This window comes from Pseudomonas sp. SMN11, from assembly GCF_052041945.1.
Taxonomy (GTDB): domain Bacteria; phylum Pseudomonadota; class Gammaproteobacteria; order Pseudomonadales; family Pseudomonadaceae; genus Aquipseudomonas.
This window is the reverse complement of sequence record NZ_JBKGGW010000012.1, coordinates 101,370-117,078: the sequence shown is the minus strand read 5'-3', so window position 1 is coordinate 117,078 and position 15,709 is coordinate 101,370. Positions and strand designations below refer to the sequence as shown.

The 15,709-nt window shown below is 63.3% G+C and carries 15 protein-coding genes; 5 read left to right on the top strand and 10 right to left on the bottom strand.

The genetic code is table 11. The features are described 5' to 3' along the window. Nucleotides 1-27 precede the first annotated feature (27 nt). From hpf to ACLEJU_RS13340, 4 genes are read left to right on the top strand one after another with little or no spacing between them, the layout of a single operon-like run. Nucleotides 28-336 carry a ribosome hibernation-promoting factor, HPF/YfiA family gene (gene hpf, locus ACLEJU_RS13355; RefSeq protein ID WP_003255135.1) on the top strand — a complete coding sequence of 103 codons (309 nt, stop codon included), beginning with the start codon at nucleotides 28-30 and terminating at the stop codon, nucleotides 334-336. A 12-nt stretch (nucleotides 337-348) separates the two neighbouring features. After that, entirely contained in the window at nucleotides 349-813 is a 465-nt protein-coding gene (gene ptsN / locus ACLEJU_RS13350) for a PTS IIA-like nitrogen regulatory protein PtsN (protein ID WP_159411980.1), read from the top strand. 2 nt (nucleotides 814-815) lie between these two features. After that, nucleotides 816-1,670, top strand: coding sequence for an RNase adapter RapZ (gene rapZ / locus ACLEJU_RS13345; protein ID WP_103445567.1), 855 nt, complete (start codon nucleotides 816-818; stop codon nucleotides 1,668-1,670). Nucleotides 1,671-1,690: 20 nt separating this feature from the next. Next, nucleotides 1,691-1,963, top strand: a complete 273-nt coding sequence (locus ACLEJU_RS13340; protein WP_435422896.1) for an HPr family phosphocarrier protein — start codon at nucleotides 1,691-1,693, stop codon at nucleotides 1,961-1,963. Nucleotides 1,964-2,104: 141 nt separating this feature from the next. Here ACLEJU_RS13340 and ACLEJU_RS13335 read toward each other — a convergent pair whose 3' ends face one another. The 6 genes from ACLEJU_RS13335 to pmbA form a co-directional block, all read right to left on the bottom strand. Beyond that, entirely contained in the window at nucleotides 2,105-2,998 is an 894-nt protein-coding gene (locus tag ACLEJU_RS13335; RefSeq protein ID WP_435423403.1) for a ZIP family metal transporter, read from the bottom strand. A gap of 11 nt (nucleotides 2,999-3,009) precedes the next feature. Then, on the bottom strand, nucleotides 3,010-3,621 hold the full coding sequence (locus ACLEJU_RS13330; protein WP_435423368.1) for a superoxide dismutase: 612 nt from the start codon (nucleotides 3,619-3,621) through the stop codon (nucleotides 3,010-3,012). 1 nt (nucleotide 3,622) lies between these two features. Then, complete coding sequence (locus tag ACLEJU_RS13325; protein ID WP_435423369.1) at nucleotides 3,623-4,084, bottom strand: hypothetical protein; 462 nt, start codon at nucleotides 4,082-4,084, stop codon at nucleotides 3,623-3,625. A gap of 30 nt (nucleotides 4,085-4,114) precedes the next feature. Next, nucleotides 4,115-5,491, bottom strand: coding sequence for a class II fumarate hydratase (locus ACLEJU_RS13320; protein ID WP_435423370.1), 1,377 nt, complete (start codon nucleotides 5,489-5,491; stop codon nucleotides 4,115-4,117). After that, a complete protein-coding gene (locus ACLEJU_RS13315) occupies nucleotides 5,484-5,885 on the bottom strand; it encodes a hypothetical protein (RefSeq protein ID WP_060484655.1) in 402 nt (133 codons plus the stop codon). Before ACLEJU_RS13315 ends, ACLEJU_RS13320 begins: the two co-directional genes overlap by 8 nt. Nucleotides 5,886-6,012: 127 nt before the next feature. Then, nucleotides 6,013-7,359: a metalloprotease PmbA gene (gene pmbA, locus ACLEJU_RS13310; protein ID WP_435423371.1), complete on the bottom strand. Its 1,347-nt coding sequence runs from the start codon at nucleotides 7,357-7,359 to the stop codon at nucleotides 6,013-6,015. A gap of 108 nt (nucleotides 7,360-7,467) precedes the next feature. Between pmbA and yjgA the strand changes: the two genes are divergently transcribed. Beyond that, a complete protein-coding gene (gene yjgA / locus ACLEJU_RS13305) occupies nucleotides 7,468-7,989 on the top strand; it encodes a ribosome biogenesis factor YjgA (protein WP_027920225.1) in 522 nt (173 codons plus the stop codon). Nucleotides 7,990-8,030: 41 nt separating this feature from the next. On the opposite strand, the gene tldD is transcribed toward yjgA, so the two are convergent. From tldD to rng, 4 genes are all read right to left on the bottom strand, one after another. Then, the gene (gene tldD, locus ACLEJU_RS13300; RefSeq protein WP_103445577.1) at nucleotides 8,031-9,470 is read right to left on the bottom strand and encodes a metalloprotease TldD; all 1,440 of its coding nucleotides are present in this window, start codon (nucleotides 9,468-9,470) and stop codon (nucleotides 8,031-8,033) included. A gap of 2 nt (nucleotides 9,471-9,472) precedes the next feature. Next, on the bottom strand, nucleotides 9,473-10,324 hold the full coding sequence (locus tag ACLEJU_RS13295) for a carbon-nitrogen hydrolase family protein (RefSeq protein ID WP_435423372.1): 852 nt from the start codon (nucleotides 10,322-10,324) through the stop codon (nucleotides 9,473-9,475). Nucleotides 10,325-10,338: 14 nt separating this feature from the next. Beyond that, nucleotides 10,339-14,148: a YhdP family protein gene (locus ACLEJU_RS13290; RefSeq protein WP_435423373.1), complete on the bottom strand. Its 3,810-nt coding sequence runs from the start codon at nucleotides 14,146-14,148 to the stop codon at nucleotides 10,339-10,341. Nucleotides 14,149-14,236: 88 nt separating this feature from the next. Next, nucleotides 14,237-15,694 carry a ribonuclease G gene (gene rng / locus ACLEJU_RS13285; RefSeq protein ID WP_435423374.1) on the bottom strand — a complete coding sequence of 486 codons (1,458 nt, stop codon included), beginning with the start codon at nucleotides 15,692-15,694 and terminating at the stop codon, nucleotides 14,237-14,239. Nucleotides 15,695-15,709: the final 15 nt, after the last annotated feature.

Genomic DNA, 15,709 nt, shown 5'->3' with positions numbered 1-15,709 from the left:
ATGCACGGGCAACAAAGGAGAAGCTGTATGCAAGTCAATATCAGTGGACAGCATGTAGAAGTCACCCAGCCACTGCGCGATTACGTGCTTGAAAAGCTCGCTCGCGTGGAGAGTCACTTCGACAAGATCACCAACGTGCAGGTCATCATGAAAGTCGAGAAGCTGCAGCAGAAGGTCGAGGCGACCCTGCAGATTCCAGGCGGTGAAGTGGTTGCCAACGCGGAACACGAAGACATGTATGCAGCGATCGACGCCTTGGCCGACAAGCTCGACCGCCAACTGAAAAAACACAAGGAAAAACAGCAAAGCCTGCTGCAAGGTGCAGCCGCCCGCTGATCCCTCTCATCCATGATCCGACTTGAAACCATCCTGACCCCCGGCCGTTCCCTGGTGAACGTGCCGGGCGGCAGCAAGAAGCGCGCCCTGGAAAAGGTCGCCAACCTGATTGCCGAGCAAGTGCCCGAGCTTGCGATGCAAGACGTCTTCGAAAAGCTCATCGCTCGCGAAAAACTGGGTTCTACCGGCTTTGGCAATGGCATTGCCATTCCCCACTGCCGACTTGAAGGCTGCTCTGCCCCGGTAAGTGCACTGTTGCACCTGGACGCGCCGATCGACTACGACGCCATCGATGGCGCCCCGGTGGATCTGCTGTTCGTCCTGCTGGTGCCAGAGGCGGCCACCGATGCCCATCTTGAACTGCTGCGCCAGATCGCCAGCATGCTCGATCGCAAGGAGGTCCGCGATCGCCTGCGTGCCGCCGGTAGCAGCGAGGCCCTGTACCAGGTTGTCCTGGACGCACAGAACGAGCACTGAATATGCGCCTGATCATCGTCAGTGGCCGGTCCGGCTCCGGCAAGAGCACCGCCCTCGATGTACTGGAAGACAACGGTTTCTACGTCATTGACAATCTGCCGGCCGGGCTGCTGCCTCAGCTGGCAGAGAACGCGCTGATGAACACCGAGCTGTTGCAGCCTCGGGTGGCGGTCAGTATTGATGCACGCAACTTGCCAAGCCATCTGTCACGCTTCCCCGAACTGCTCGAGGAGGCCCGCGCACGCCACATCCAGTGTGATGTGCTTTATCTGGATGCCGACGAGGACACGCTGCTCAAGCGCTTCTCGGAAACCCGCCGTCGCCACCCGCTGACCAATGCCGACCGCTCGCTCGCCGAAGCGATCCGGGTAGAAAGCGAACTGCTGGGGCCGATTGCCGACCTTGCCGACCTGAAGATCGACACCACCAGCCTCAACCTCTACCAGCTGCGCGATTCGATCAAGCTACGCTTGCTCAATCAGCCCGAGCCCGGCACTGCCTTCCTGGTCGAATCGTTCGGCTTCAAGCGCGGTATGCCGGTCGATGCCGACCTGGTGTTCGACGTACGCTGCCTGCCCAACCCGTACTGGAAGCCAGAGCTGCGCGAGCATTCAGGCCTGGAGCAGCCAGTCATCGACTACCTCGCCGCACAGCCGGACGTGGAAGAAATGTTCAACGATATTTCCAGCTACCTGCTCAAATGGCTGCCACGCTTTGCTGCCAGCAACCGCGCCTATGTCACCATCGCCATTGGCTGCACAGGTGGTCACCACCGCTCGGTCTACATCACCGAACGCCTCGGCCAGCTGTTGCAGCAATCCCTGAAAAACGTCCAGGTTCGCCACCGCGACCTCTAGCCCACAGGATCCACCGCACGATGCCCGCCCGCGAAATCACCATCATCAACAAGCTGGGCCTGCATGCCCGGGCGGCAGCCAAGTTCGTCGGCGTGGCCGGCAAGTATCCCTGTCAGGTCCGCGTTGGCCGCGCACCCGACAAGATGGTGGACGGCAAAAGCATCATGGCGGTGATGATGCTGGCGGCGGGCAAAGGTACTCAAGTGCACCTGCTGACCGAAGGGGAGCAGGATAACGATGCGCTGGAAGCGCTGGTGGCATTGATCAACAACTATTTCGACGAAGGCGAGTAGCCAAAAAGGTGGCTTGGCATCTGTAGGAGCGGCCTTGTGTCGCGAAAGGGCTGCGAAGCGGCCCCAGCAATTTTGCATCCGTGCTGAAATCCTGGGGCCGCTTCGCAGCCCTTTCGCGACACAAGGCCGCTCCTAAAGGAATCACGACATCGCGGTATCCATCACCATCATCAAGCAAAAGCCGATGCACAGCCCTAGGCTGGCCAAGCGGTGATTCCCGTTGCTGCGCGACTCGGGAATGATCTCCTGGGTCACCACCAGCAGCATCGCCCCGGCCGCACAGGCCAGGCCCACCGGTAACAGCAACTCCGCCATGTTCACCAGCCAGGCACAGACCACTGCAGCCAGCGGCTCGACCAGGCCAGAGGCGGCACCGATCAGGAATGCCTTGAACCGTGGCATCCCTGCTCCCGCCAGTACCAACGCTATCACCAGCCCCTCAGGCACATCCTGCAAGGCTATGCCCATGGCCAGGCTATCAGCGTCGGCCATGCCGCCCCCGGCAGACACACCGATGGCCATGCCTTCGGGAATGTTGTGGGCAATGATGGCGATCACGAACAACCAGATCCTCGCGGCGATGACCGGCTGATTTTCGGTGCCGACCAGCGCCTCCGGGGAAGCACCGGAGACCTTGAGGTCGACCAGGAACAGGCACAGGGCGCCGAGCATCAGGCCGAAGCTGATCAGGCCACCGGCGCCCCAAGGGCTGAAACCGATGGCCTTGGCGGCATCCAGCCCAGGGATGATGAGCGAGAACGCCGTCGCCGCCAGCATCACTCCCGCCCCAAAGCCCAGCAAGGTATCGGCCAAGGCCACCGGCATGTTGCGAATCACCAGCACCGGTACTGCGCCCAGCGCCGTACCCAATGCGCACAGTGCACCGCCCTCCAGGGCACGCAACATGCGCGGTTCCAGGTCCAGCCAGGCAATGCCACGGGCCAGCAGCAGCGCTGTACCGGCCAGCAGCAGCAAGGTTCCCAGCGCCAAGCGGAACAGGCGCACACTGCTGACAGACATCACCTCAGAGCGCATACCGGGCCGACTCACTTCAGAGCTTCGTGATAGCGGCGATCCACTTCCGCCCAGTCAATCACGTTGTAGAAGGCGCCAATGTATTCCGGGCGACGGTTCTGATACTTCAGGTAATAGGCGTGCTCCCACACGTCCAGGCCGAGGATCGGCGTATTGCCGTGCATCAGCGGGCTGTCCTGGTTGCCACTGCTTTCCACCACCAGCTTGTTCTGCGGGGTGACACTGAGCCACGCCCAGCCGCTACCAAAACGGGTCAGCGCCGCTTTGGTGAAAGCCTCCTTGAATGTTTCGAAGCCACCCAGCTCTGCTTCGATGGCCGTGGCCAGCTGGCCTTGTGGCTGACCACCCCCGTGGGGCGACATGACCGTCCAGAACAGGCTGTGGTTGGCGTGGCCCCCGCCGTGATTGGTGACTGCACCACGCAGGTTCTCAGGCAGATGCTGGACCGCTGCGACCAGTTTTTCGACCGGCCATTCGGCCCACTCAGTGCCCTCGATGGCCGCGTTCAGGCCATTGACGTAGGTTTGGTGGTGCTTAGTGTGGTGGATCTCCATGGTTTGCGCGTCGATGTGTGGTTCCAGCGCATCGTAGGCGTAAGTCAGTGCAGGCAAGGTATGCGGCATATCAATGGATTCCGTAGGCAGGGGTTCTGGGCGCCAGGTTCGGCGCGGTAGCGAGCTCACTGGTCTCGGCGCCGTGGCGGTTGAGCAGGCGCTCGGTACGCGGGTACTGGCCGTACTCGGCAATGAAACTCAGCAGTTCGGTGTAGGTGCGGCCGCTGTGGCGCAGCGCGGCATCACGCAGCGCCTGCGGCAAGCGGGCTTCCTGGCTGGCCTGGAGCAATCGCTGATGGGCGGCACACAGGTAGTCGGCACTCTCGTGCGGCTGGTTCAGGCGCAGGTGCAGGTCGGCCAGGTTGTGATGGGCGATGACCAGCGCGGCCACCGCCTCATCGACGTCATGCCAGCGCTCGAACAGCACCTGAGCCAGGGCCAGTGCTTGCAGGTAGTGCTCCCGGGCGTCGACCAGCTCGCCCTGTTCGAACAGGCGGTTGGCCGTCTCGGTCGTGCGTTTCCAGTGCTGCATGACGATGTTTCCTCTGGGCGCTGTGACGTGTCAGATGCCACCAGCGGTGAGCTTTTCCGGGTCCAGCAGTGCCTCGAGCTGATCGCGCGACAGGTCGGTGTGCTCCAGCGCTACATCAATGATCGGGCGGCCCTGCTGGTAGGCGGTCTTGGCGATTTCGGCGGCCTTGAGGTAGCCGATAATCGGATTCAGCGCGGTAACCAAGATCGGGTTGCGGGCCAAGGCCTCCTTGAGCTTGCCCTCGTTGACCTTGAAGCTGGCAATGGCTTTGTCGGCCAGCAGGCGGCTGGCATTGGCCATCAGCTCGATGCTCTCCAACAGGTTGCGGGCGATCACCGGCAGCATCACGTTCAGCTCGAAGTTGCCCGATTGGCCGGCCACAGCGATGGTGGCGTCATTGCCGATCACCTGGGCAGCGACCATGGCAGTGGCTTCCGGGATCACCGGGTTGACCTTGCCCGGCATGATCGAGGAGCCCGGCTGAAGGCCCTGAAGCTCGATTTCACCCAAGCCGGCCAAGGGGCCAGAGTTCATCCAGCGCAGGTCGTTGGCGATCTTCATCAGCGCCACGGCAGTCGTTTTGAGCTGGCCAGACAACGCCACGGCAGTGTCCTGGGAGCCGATCAGCGCGAAGAGGTTATGGCCGGGGGTGAACTCGACCTTGGTCAGACCGCTCAACTGCCGTGCGAAGCCAGCAGCGAACTGCGGGTGGGCGTTGATCCCGGTGCCTACCGCGGTGCCGCCCTGGGCCAGAGCCTGCAGGCTTGGCAGGGTCGCTTCCAGGTGTGCCTTGGCGCCATTGATCTGCGCAGCCCAGCCGTCGAGAACCTGGCTCATGCGCACCGGCATGGCATCCATCAGGTGGGTGCGGCCAGTCTTCACATACTGATGCACCTGGGACGACTTGGCCTCGATCACCTGAACGAGGTGGCTCAGCGCAGGCAACAGCTGCTCACGCAACGCCAGCGCGGCACTGACATGGATGGTGGTGGGGATGATGTCGTTGCTGCTCTGCCCGCAGTTGACGTGGTCGTTGGCGTTGACCGCTTCACCGAGCACGCGGCTGGCCAGGGTGGCGATGACCTCGTTGGCGTTCATGTTCGAGCTGGTGCCGGAGCCGGTCTGGAACACATCAACCGGGAAGTGCTGGATGAAATCTTCGGCCAGCAGTTGCTCGACCGCCTTGACGATGGCCTGGCCCTGCCCTGCCGACAGCTGCTCCAGCTCGATGTTGGCCTTGGCCGCAGCGGACTTGGCCAGCAACAGGGCGCGGATGAACTGGGCCGGCATGCGCTGGCCGCTGATCGGGAAGTTGTCGACCGCGCGCTGGGTCTGGGCGCCGTACAGGGCCTTGGCCGGTACCTGCAGCTCGCCCATGCTGTCACGCTCGATACGGGTATCACTCATCTTCAAATCCTTGCATCAGTTCATCGGGAGAAATCGACGGCAGCAGCCGGCAGTTGGCCAGCTGCAAGGCATAGGGCTGCCAGCGCTGGTTCTGCTCGCGGCGATCGAGGTTGCGCAGATCGAGCAGTGGGCGCCAGGCCTGGTCCAGGCACAGGCAGCGCCAGTGCCACGGCAACATGCGGTCGCAGGCGGTATCCAGCAGCAGGCGGAAGGAGGTCAGTGCGACGGTCCATGGCGACGTTTCGGTGCAGCACACTAGGTAACGGCCTTCGGCCAGGTAGTGCTCGATCAGGCGCGGTTCGTCGGGTTCTAGCGCGCAGCGGATGCGCCGGCTGAGCCAGCGCCAGTTTTCCAGGTAGGGCAGTTCGCGGAGGACGGGTTTCATGAACATCATCGCCGGGTTACTGGATAATGATATTCATTATTAGGTGATAAACAGAATCACTTCAAGAGGAAGGTGATGAAAGAAAAAACCCGGCGCGAAGGCCGGGTTTCAATGTCGGTGGGCTTTTCTGGCGATGTCAGCTACCAGCGACGGTCATCCGCTCGATCAGCACCGACCCTGTGTGGATATTGCTCCGCGTTTCAAGATCACTGCCAATCGCGACAATCTGCTGGAACATGTCCTTCATATTGCCGGCAATGGTCACTTCCTGCACTGCATGCTGGATCTCGCCATTCTCGACCCAGAAGCCCGCCGCGCCGCGCGAATAATCGCCGGTGACCATGTTCAAGCCATGGCCCATCAGCTCGGTCACCAGCAGGCCACGGCCCATGCGCCGGATCAGCGCCGCCTGGTCTTCTACGCCATGGGTGACATACAGGTTGTGCACGCCCCCGGCGTTGGCAGTGCTCGGCAAGCCCAGTTTGCGCCCGGAGTAGGTACCCAGCAGGTACGACACCAGTTCGCCTTTGTCGACGAACGGCTTGGCGTAAGTCGCCAGCCCGTCACCGTCGAATGCAGCGCTGCCCAATGCCCGCGGGATGTGCGGACGCTCGTCGAGGGTGAGCCAGGACGGGAACAGGCGCTGACCGATGCTACCCTCGAGGAACGAAGACTTGCGGTACAGGTTGCCGCCCGAGATGGCCGACAGGAAACTGCCGAACAAGCCACCCGCCAGCTCGGCGGAGAACAGCACGGGGACCTCGCAGGTCGGCACGGGGCGCGCACCGAGGCGGCTGGCGGCACGCTGGGCGGCGCGCACGCCAATGCTGCGCGGGTCGGCCAGCAAATTGCCCTGGCGGTTCACGTCATACCAGTAGTCACGCTGCATCTGGCCGTCGCCTTCGGCGATCATCACGCAGCTGAGGCTGTGCCGGGTCGAGGCGTAGCCACCAATGAAGCCGTGGCTGTTGCCGTACACGCGGCAACCCTGGTGAGTGTTCAACGTGGTGCCATCGGCATTGAGGATGCGCTTGTCGGCATCGAATGCCGCAGCCTCGCAGGTCAGCGCCATCTCGATGGCCTTCTCCGGCTCGATATCCCAGTCGTGATAGAGGTCGAGGTCGGGGATCTCGCGGGCCATCAGCGCGGCGTCAGCCAGGCCCGAGCATTCGTCCTCGGAGGTATGCCTGGCAATCGCCAAAGCGGCGGCCACGGTTTCACGGATGGCATCCGGGCCACTGGCCGAGGTGCTGGCCGAACCCTTGCGCTGGCCGACATAGAGGGTGATGCCGAAGCCCTGGTCGCGGTTGAACTCGACCGTCTCGACCTCGCGCTGGCGCACCGTGGTGGACAGGCCCTGCTCCAGCGACACGGCCACTTCGCAGGCACTGGCGCCTTGCTTGCGTGCTTCTGCAATGATCGCCTCGACCTGCTCCTGCAACGCTGGCAGGTCCTTGGGGCCTACGCTCTGGACTGCACTCATGGTTTTCTCCACTCAAATTCTGCGTTCGGCAAAGGTCATTCTACGACCGGGCCGGACAAGCGGCCCCCGACTGGTTATCATGGCGGCGATTTCTAGCGGACTGCCACCATGGTTGATTCATACGACGACGCCTTCGACGGCGAAAAAAGCAAAACCCAGATCAAGCGCGAGCTGCATGCGCTGGTCGAACTCGGCGAGCGCCTGACCACGGTCAAGGCCGATACCCTGGCGCGCCTGCCGCTCACCGACGAGCTGCGCAAGGCCCTGGCCGATGCCAGCAAGCACACCGCCCACGGTGCACGCAAACGTCACATGTCGTTCGTCGGCAAGCTGATGCGCGACCAGGACCTGGACGCCATCCACGCCGTGCTCGAGCAGATCGACAGCTCCAGCCGCCAGTACAACGAGCGCTTCCACAACCTGGAGCGCTGGCGCGACCGCCTGATCGACGGTAACGACGAAGACCTCGAGCGTTTCGTCAACGAATACCCCGAGACCGATCGCCAGCAACTGCGCTCGCTGATCCGTCATGCCCAGCACGAAAAGGCGCGGAACAAACCGCCTGCCGCTGCGCGCAAGGTGTTCAAGTACATCCGCGATCTCGACGAGATGCAGCGCGGTCTGCGCTGACTCTCGCCGTCTGGGGCTGCCTTGCAGCCCCCGGACATCCATCAAGCGCCAGTACCGCCCACGGTAATCGCATCCAGCTTCAAGGTCGGCTGCCCGACGCCTACCGGCACCGATTGCCCATCCTTGCCGCACGTTCCCACACCACTGTCCAGCGCCAGGTCATTACCGACCATCGACACCCGGCTCATGGCCTCCGGCCCGTTGCCGATCAGGGTCGCGCCCTTCACTGGTGCAGTGATCTTGCCGTCTTCGATCAAATAGGCTTCGCTGGTCGAGAACACGAACTTGCCGCTGGTGATATCGACCTGGCCACCGCCGAGGTTGGCGCAGTAGATACCCTTCTTCACCGAAGCGATGATTTCTTGCGGATCGCTCTTGCCGGCCAGCATGTAGGTGTTGGTCATGCGCGGCATCGGCAGGTGCGCATAGGACTCGCGGCGGCCGTTGCCAGTAACCGCCATGCCCATCAGGCGTGCATTGAGCTTGTCCTGCATGTAGCCCTTGAGAATGCCGTTCTCGATCAGCGTGGTGCATTCGGTCGGCGTGCCTTCGTCATCGACACTCAACGAGCCGCGGCGACCTTCGAGGGTGCCGTCGTCGACAATGGTGCACAGTTCCGAAGCGACCTTCTCGCCAATCCGCCCGCTGAATGCCGAGCTGCCCTTGCGGTTGAAGTCGCCTTCCAGGCCATGGCCGACCGCCTCGTGCAGCAGTACGCCCGACCAACCGGAACCCAGTACCACCGGCAACGTGCCGGCCGGGGCCGGGATAGCTTCGAGGTTGACGAGCGCCTGGCGCAGCGCTTCGCGTGCATAGCCCATGACGCGCTCTTCAGTGAAGAAGCGGTAGTCAGTGCGCCCGCCACCGCCCTGCCCGCCACGCTCGCGGCGGCCATTCTGCTCGACGATGACGCTGACATTGAAACGTACCAAGGGGCGCACATCGGCGGCCAGGCTACCGTCGGCGGCAGCAATCAGGATGCGCTCCCAGACCCCGGCCATGCTCACGCTGACCTGCTGGATACGCGGGTCGAGGGCGCGGGTGGCAGCATCGACACGCTTGAGCAGCTCGACCTTTTCGGCACGGCTGAGCACATCCAGCGGGTTGTCCGGCGCATACAGCGCAGTGACGTCCTGGCTGCGGAACGCCTGCACCGTGCCGTTCTGGCCGGCACGGGAAATCGAACGTGCAGCACGGGCCGCCGAGGTCAGCGCCTCGAGGTTGATCGCATTGCTGTAGGCGAAGCCCGTCTTTTCACCGGACTGGGCACGCACACCCACGCCCTGGTCAAGGTTGAAGCTGCCTTCTTTGACGATGCCGTCCTCCAGCGCCCAGGTTTCCGAGATCTGGCCCTGGAAATACAGGTCCGCGGCGTCGATGCCGGGGCCGGCCAGTTCGCCCAGCACGCTCTGCAGGCTGTCGAGGGTGAGTCCGCCCGGGGCCAGGAGCTGCTCGCTGACGGTGGATAACATCTGGCTCATAGTCACTCCGAGGTGTGCGCAGGCCGCAAGGCGTCCTGCGAGAAAAAGCGCCGGTGCGTGGTTACCGGCATGCGCGCCCGGATGGACGCCTGTTCATCAATGTCGCGCTCGGCGAGCAATACCGCTTCGCCGTGCGCCTGTTCTGCGACGATCCGCCCCCAAGGGTCGACGATCGCCGCATGGCCGTGGGTTTCCCGCGGGCCTGGATGGGTACCGCCCTGGGCAGCCGCCAGCACATAGCACTGAGTCTCGATAGCCCGGGCACGGATCAGCACTTCCCAATGCGCAGCACCTGTGACCGCAGTAAAGGCGGCCGGTGCCGTGATCAACTCCGCGCCTGCACCGCGCAATGCGCTGTAAAGCTCGGGAAAGCGCAGGTCGTAACACACGCTGAGCCCCAGGCGCCCTACCGGCGTATCGGCCACCACCACCCGGGCACCGTGGGCGTAGTCATCGGATTCGCGGTAACGGCCACGGTTGTCGGCCACATCCACGTCGAACAGGTGCAGCTTGTCGTAGCGCGCCACCACTTCGCCCTGTTCGTCGATCAGCAGCGAACAGGCATGGGCCTTGGCGTCTGGCTGGCCTTGTGGCGGCAACGGCAAGGTACCGGCAACAATCCATAATCTGAGGTCGCGTGCGGTGCGTTTCAACCATGGCAGGATCGGACCTTCGCCCATGGCTTCGGCGCGGCCGATGGCAGAGGCGTCCTTGCGCCCCATTGCCGCGAAGTTTTCCGGCAGCACCGCCAGCCGTGCACCGCCCAAGGCCGCCTGTTCGAGCAGTGCGCCCGCACGCTGCAGGTTGGCCAGCACATCGTCCTGGCTGACCATCTGGATGACCGCTGCCTTCATGGACACTCCCGAAGTTATTTATCGAACGGTTTCACAAAGGTGATTTTAGGCTCTTTCACCGGGCCTTCGACGCGATAGTGCACGCTGGCGAAACGCGACACCCGGTCGCCGATCAGCCGATCGACCAGGAACAACGCGCCACCGACCGCTGGCGCACCGACGATCAGCGCGGCGAGCGGGAGGTTGTTGGTCACCGGCAGGGTCACCTGCAGGTTGGCCGCGACCCGATCGCGCACCAGGTCCAGGGTGCCATCGAGTTCGAAGTTGCTCGAAGGCCCGGTCACTGAGATCGGCTCGCGGGTGACGTAGACACCGCTGCTGGCCACCAGCAGACCCTTGACCCGGTCGTAAGCCAGGCCCTTGTCGAACAGGTCGGAGAAGTCCAGGCGCAGACGCCGGCCAATCGAGTTGAAGTTGAGCAAGCCGAACACACGCAGGGCCTGGGCGCCACCTTCCACTTCGACGAACTGACCGCTGCGCAAGGCGGCATCCATGCTGCCAGAGAAGCGCTTGAGGCCGACCCAGGCCGGCGAACCGGGCCAACGGCCGTCGACATCCAGGCGGAAATCGCGGCTGGTTACGGTCGGCGCGAAACCCCAGGCCTTGAGCACATCGGCGAGGTTCTTGCCATCGAGTCGGCCTTTGTACCAGCTGCTGGTAGCCCCGGTTTCGCCTTCCCAACCACCACTGCCATCGACATGCAGGCCTTTGAAATCCAGGTCGATATCCTGTGCCGTCACCCCCCGTGCAGTCGGGCGCAGCTTCAGCGCGGCATTGCCGAACAGATCGTCGCCGCGGTACAGCTTGTCGATGCTCAAGTCCAGGGCCGGCACCTTGCGCGGGTCGAACGAGGCCAGCGGGTCAGGGCCTTCTTCCGATTGCGTCTCAGCCGGGTCGGCCGGCGGCAGGCGCAAGGTCTGCAGGCGCACGACCATTGGTGCAGCCTTGGCATCCGGCACGCGCGCGTTGCCGATGACTTCCTTGCTGTCCAGGCGCAGGTCCCAGGCGGCGCCGCCTCGGGCCAGGCGCACCACGGCCTGGTTCAGGCTCATGCCGAAGGCTTTCAGGTGGCCGATGCTCAGGTCGACACCCTGCAGGTTCTGCCGGGCATTGCCACCGGGGTCGTCACCGGCAAAGCGTGCGGCCTGCTCCTGCCAGGGGCCCAGGTCCAGGCTTTCCAACCGCCCTTTCACCCGCAACCCTTGGGCCGCTGGCAGTTGCGCCTGCCCGGCGCCAAGCAGCAACTCGCCCCGGCCCTGGCCCAGCTTGTCGGCCGGTGCAGCGTAGGCGAAACGGGCCAGGTCGGCGTAAGCCACATCAAAACGCCGCTCAGGCCCTTGCAGGTTCATGCTGAAACGCGTGTCCCGGATATCCGCTGCCGCCTTGCCGAAGGGGGCCGGCAGGTCGATGATCAGCCCCTTGAGCGAAGAACTGACATTCAAGCTGTTATCACGGCTGCCCAGATTGACCTGCAACTGGTACGGCAGATCGCCAGAGGCGGGCAAGGTCTGCTTGAACTGCAGCCAGTCGGTCAAGGATTTTAGCGAAGCCTGGCCACTGGCGTTGATGCGCGTCTGCATCTGCCCGGGCTGGCCCTCGGCACTGATCTGCGCAGTAACCGGCTTGCCGAACACTTGCAAGCTGATGTTCTTGCCGCTCAAGCCCTTGTCGAAGTCGAAGTTGAATTCGCCCTTCAGCCGCGTCAGGTCCAGGCTGGGCGGGGCGACCTTGAGGCGTGCGTCGGCAGTGGCGAAGTCCACCAGCACTTTTGGCCGCTCGCCGTGGGCCAGGGGTACGTCGAGCTTGAGCTTGCCCTCGAGTGGGCCCTCGCCTTCCCAGCCGGCGAAGATCTCGCCCGTGCCGATCGGTGCTTCCTTGAGAATCTTCAAGCCATCGCCGAGGCTGCCGTCGAAATTGCCGTCAAGGTACAGGTGGCTGTGCTGCCCGCTGTCGACATGGGGAATGTTCACGCTGACGTCGCTGACCTTGGTGTCGAGCAGCAGGCCCTTGCTGGCCTTGATGCGCACGCCGCTGTCTTCGATCAGCACATCGCCATCCACCTGCTGCACCTGCGGCCAGCCTGGCTGGAAGTCGAGTGCGGCATCGTGGACCTTGAAGAACAGGCTGATGCTGCGAGATTCCGGCGTGGCACCGTGGTTCAACGAACCCTGGTACTGGAAGTAGCCCTGGTCGACGTTGCCTTTGACGATGGCGCTGCGCAGCCATTCATCGAGGGCCGGGCTCAGCACTTCCGGCAGGTACTTGGCGGTGTAACGACCATCGCCTTCGGTCAGGCCGACGCGCAGGTCCATGTAGCTTTCGGCGCCTTCGTCGAACAGCAGGCGAATCAGGAAATCGCCGGCAATCTTGCCTTCCTCGCCCAGCACCTTGAGGTAGGGTGCGATGAGGGTGAAACCGTGCTTGTCCAGTGCCCAGGTCAGGCGCGCATTGGCCTTCTGGTACTGCCAGGGTTTGGCGAAGATCGGATACAGGTGCAGCATGAATGCGTCAGTATCCAGGCGCAGTTCGCCATGCCCCAGGTCGCCGCTGATGCTGCCGCTGACATTACCGGCCGCCGGTGCACCATGATAGGCATCGAAACCGACCCGCTCCAGGTTGGCAGCGAACTGCAAGCGCTGGTCACCTTCGGCTTTTGGCCGTGCTTCCAGGCGAACGTTGCGCAGGGCCCCGGTAACTTTCAGTGCATCGACCACAGTCATGAGCTTGTCTGGCAAGGGGGCCAATGCATCGATCAACGGGGTCAACGGGGTGAGGTCGAGGCGGTCAGCCTGCACTTGCCAGGTTTCGTCCATTGGGTCATCGCCCAGACGCTGGTTCACTTGCAGGTGCGATTCCCAGCGCGTCTTGCCGATGCTCGCAGCGAGTGAATCCACCACCACATCAAAGCCCTGATCGCGGCGCTGGAACCAGGCCGCCACGGCAAGATTGTCCAGGGCCACGGCCTTGCGCTCGGCGTAGGCACCGCGCAAATGCGGGGCGTTGAGACGGACCACCGCCTGCTGCAACTGGCCCTTGCTCCAGTCGACCCAGAACTCGCCACCGGCCTTCAACGCTTCAGCCCGCCACTGGCCCAGTAAACCAGGCGGCAACCACCGCGCCCAGTCGCTTTGTGGCAGGCTCAGGTAAGCCTCGACTTCGCCTTCACGCCAGGCCTTGGCGTTTGCCCGGCTGCGCAGATTGATCGCCAACGGCTGGCCGTCGGGCAAGGTCGCACGCAGGTCGAGGGCCTGGCGTGATGCGCCGGCCTGCATGCCGACACTGACATAGGTAAGGGTCAGCGGATCTCTTTGCCAGGGCTGCAGAGTGACTTGGCTATCGAACACATCGATGCGGCCCAATTGGCGCAAGCGCTGCATCAGCTCGGCAGGGTCCAGCGGTGCGTCGTCCTTTTTCGGCAGCCCTTCGAGGGCCCAGGCCCCCTGCTCGTCTTCGCGCAGAATCAGCTGCAGGCCACCGAGTTCGATACGCGCCAGGCGCACTTCACGAGAGGTCAGGCTGGCCCAAAGGTCGGGCACCACTTTGACATCATCCAGGCGCAAGGCCGATGCGCCCTCGCCCAGCTGCAGGTCGCGCACGCGCAATACAGGCGCCAAGCCACTCCAGCGCCCTTCCAGCGCACCCACATGCACGGGCAGGCCCAGCGCCTGTTCAGCCTTGCTCTCGACGTCGGCACGGTATTCGGCCACCAGTGGCACCAGCTCGCGACCGAGGCTCACATACAACGCCACCAATACCGCGAGCAGGGCGCAGATGCCCAGCCCCCAGCGGGTCAAGGCGACAAGAACGCGGTTCAGACGTCCCATGGCCAAGGCCCTCCAGGTCGTTTATCCATGATGGCCTGACGTGCCGATTTTGCCAGCCAGTACCATCCAGGGCGGGTATCAGAAAGCCTCAGAGCAGCACCACGTCATATTGTTCCTGCGAATACATCGACTCGACCTGGAAGCGAATAGTTCGGCCAATGAAGGTTTCCAGTTCGGCAACGTTGCCGGACTCTTCGTCCAGCAGGCGATCGACCACTTTCTGGTTGGCCAGCACGCGATAACCTTCAGCCTGGTAGGCACGGGCTTCGCGGAGGATTTCGCGGAAGATCTCGTAACAGATGGTTTCGGGGGTCTTCAGCTTGCCGCGGCCCTGGCAGGCGACACAGGGTTCGCACAGGACCTGTTCGAGGCTTTCGCGGGTGCGCTTGCGGGTCATCTGCACCAGGCCCAGCTCGGTAATGCCGATGATGTTGGTCTTGGCGTGATCGCGTTCCAGCTGCTTTTCCAGGGTGCGCAACACCTGGCGCTGGTGCTCTTCGTCTTCCATGTCGATGAAGTCGATGATGATGATCCCGCCGATGTTGCGCAGGCGCAACTGGCGGGCAATAGCCGTGGCGGCTTCGAGGTTGGTCTTGAAGATGGTTTCTTCGAGGTTGCGGTGGCCGACGAACGCACCGGTGTTGACGTCGATGGTGGTCATCGCCTCCGCCGGGTCGACCACCAGGTAGCCACCGGACTTGAGCGGCACCTTGCGCTCCAGGGCACGCTGGATTTCGTCTTCGACCCCATACAGGTCGAAGATCGGCCGCTCGCCTGGGTAATGCTCCAGCCGATCGGCGATTTCTGGCATCAGTTCGGCGACGAACTGCGTGGTTTTCTGGAAGGTTTCCCGCGAGTCGATGCGGATCTTCTCGATCTTCGGGTTGACCAGGTCACGCAGCGTACGCAGGGCCAGGCCGAGGTCTTCGTAAATGACCGTGGGCGCGCCGCAGGTCTGGATCTGGCTGCCGATCTGCTCCCACAGGCGGCGCAAGTAGCGGATGTCCTGCAGGATTTCCTCGGCCCGCGCGCCCTCGGCGGCGGTACGCAGGATGAAGCCCCCGGCGTCCTTGATGTTCTCGCTGTCCATGCAGTTGCTGACCACCTGCTTGAGGCGTTCGCGTTCGGCTTCGTCTTCGATCTTCAGGGAAATGCCGACATGGCTGCTGCGAGGCATGTACACCAGGTAACGCGAGGGAATCGACAGTTGCGTGGTCAGGCGTGCACCCTTGGTGCCGATCGGGTCCTTGGTCACCTGCACCACCAGGGCCTGGCCCTCGTGTACCAGCGCGGTGATGTTCTCCACCGCCGATCCTTCGCGTTGGGAGATTTCCGACGCATGGATGAACGCCGCGCGCTCCAGGCCGATGTCAACGAAGGCCGCCTGCATACCTGGCAGCACCCGCACCACCTTGCCCTTGTAGATATTGCCGACGATGCCGCGGCGCTGGGTGCGCTCTACATGCACTTCCTGCAGCACCCCGTTTTCCACCACCGCCACACGCGATTCCATCGGGGTGATGTTGATCAGGATCTCTTCACTCATGGCAGGCTCTCGTCA

Bases quoted from the DNA above. Each gene is read 5' to 3' on its own strand.
- rapZ (WP_103445567.1), top strand. From the start codon at position 816: ATGCGCCTGATCATCGTCAGTGGCCGGTCCGGCTCCGGCAAGAGCACC.
- tldD (WP_103445577.1), bottom strand. From the start codon at position 9,470: ATGAGCCAGATGTTATCCACCGTCAGCGAGCAGCTCCTGGCCCCGGGC.
- pmbA (WP_435423371.1), bottom strand. From the start codon at position 7,359: ATGAGTGCAGTCCAGAGCGTAGGCCCCAAGGACCTGCCAGCGTTGCAG.
- ACLEJU_RS13330 (WP_435423368.1), bottom strand. From the start codon at position 3,621: ATGCCGCATACCTTGCCTGCACTGACTTACGCCTACGATGCGCTGGAA.
- ACLEJU_RS13295 (WP_435423372.1), bottom strand. From the start codon at position 10,324: ATGAAGGCAGCGGTCATCCAGATGGTCAGCCAGGACGATGTGCTGGCC.
- hpf (WP_003255135.1), top strand. From the start codon at position 28: ATGCAAGTCAATATCAGTGGACAGCATGTAGAAGTCACCCAGCCACTG.
- yjgA (WP_027920225.1), top strand. From the start codon at position 7,468: ATGGTTGATTCATACGACGACGCCTTCGACGGCGAAAAAAGCAAAACC.
- ACLEJU_RS13335 (WP_435423403.1), bottom strand. From the start codon at position 2,998: ATGCGCTCTGAGGTGATGTCTGTCAGCAGTGTGCGCCTGTTCCGCTTG.
- ACLEJU_RS13315 (WP_060484655.1), bottom strand. From the start codon at position 5,885: ATGATGTTCATGAAACCCGTCCTCCGCGAACTGCCCTACCTGGAAAAC.
- ACLEJU_RS13325 (WP_435423369.1), bottom strand. From the start codon at position 4,084: ATGCAGCACTGGAAACGCACGACCGAGACGGCCAACCGCCTGTTCGAA.
- rng (WP_435423374.1), bottom strand. From the start codon at position 15,694: ATGAGTGAAGAGATCCTGATCAACATCACCCCGATGGAATCGCGTGTG.
- ACLEJU_RS13290 (WP_435423373.1), bottom strand. From the start codon at position 14,148: ATGGGACGTCTGAACCGCGTTCTTGTCGCCTTGACCCGCTGGGGGCTG.
- ACLEJU_RS13320 (WP_435423370.1), bottom strand. From the start codon at position 5,491: ATGAGTGATACCCGTATCGAGCGTGACAGCATGGGCGAGCTGCAGGTA.
- ACLEJU_RS13340 (WP_435422896.1), top strand. From the start codon at position 1,691: ATGCCCGCCCGCGAAATCACCATCATCAACAAGCTGGGCCTGCATGCC.
- ptsN (WP_159411980.1), top strand. From the start codon at position 349: ATGATCCGACTTGAAACCATCCTGACCCCCGGCCGTTCCCTGGTGAAC.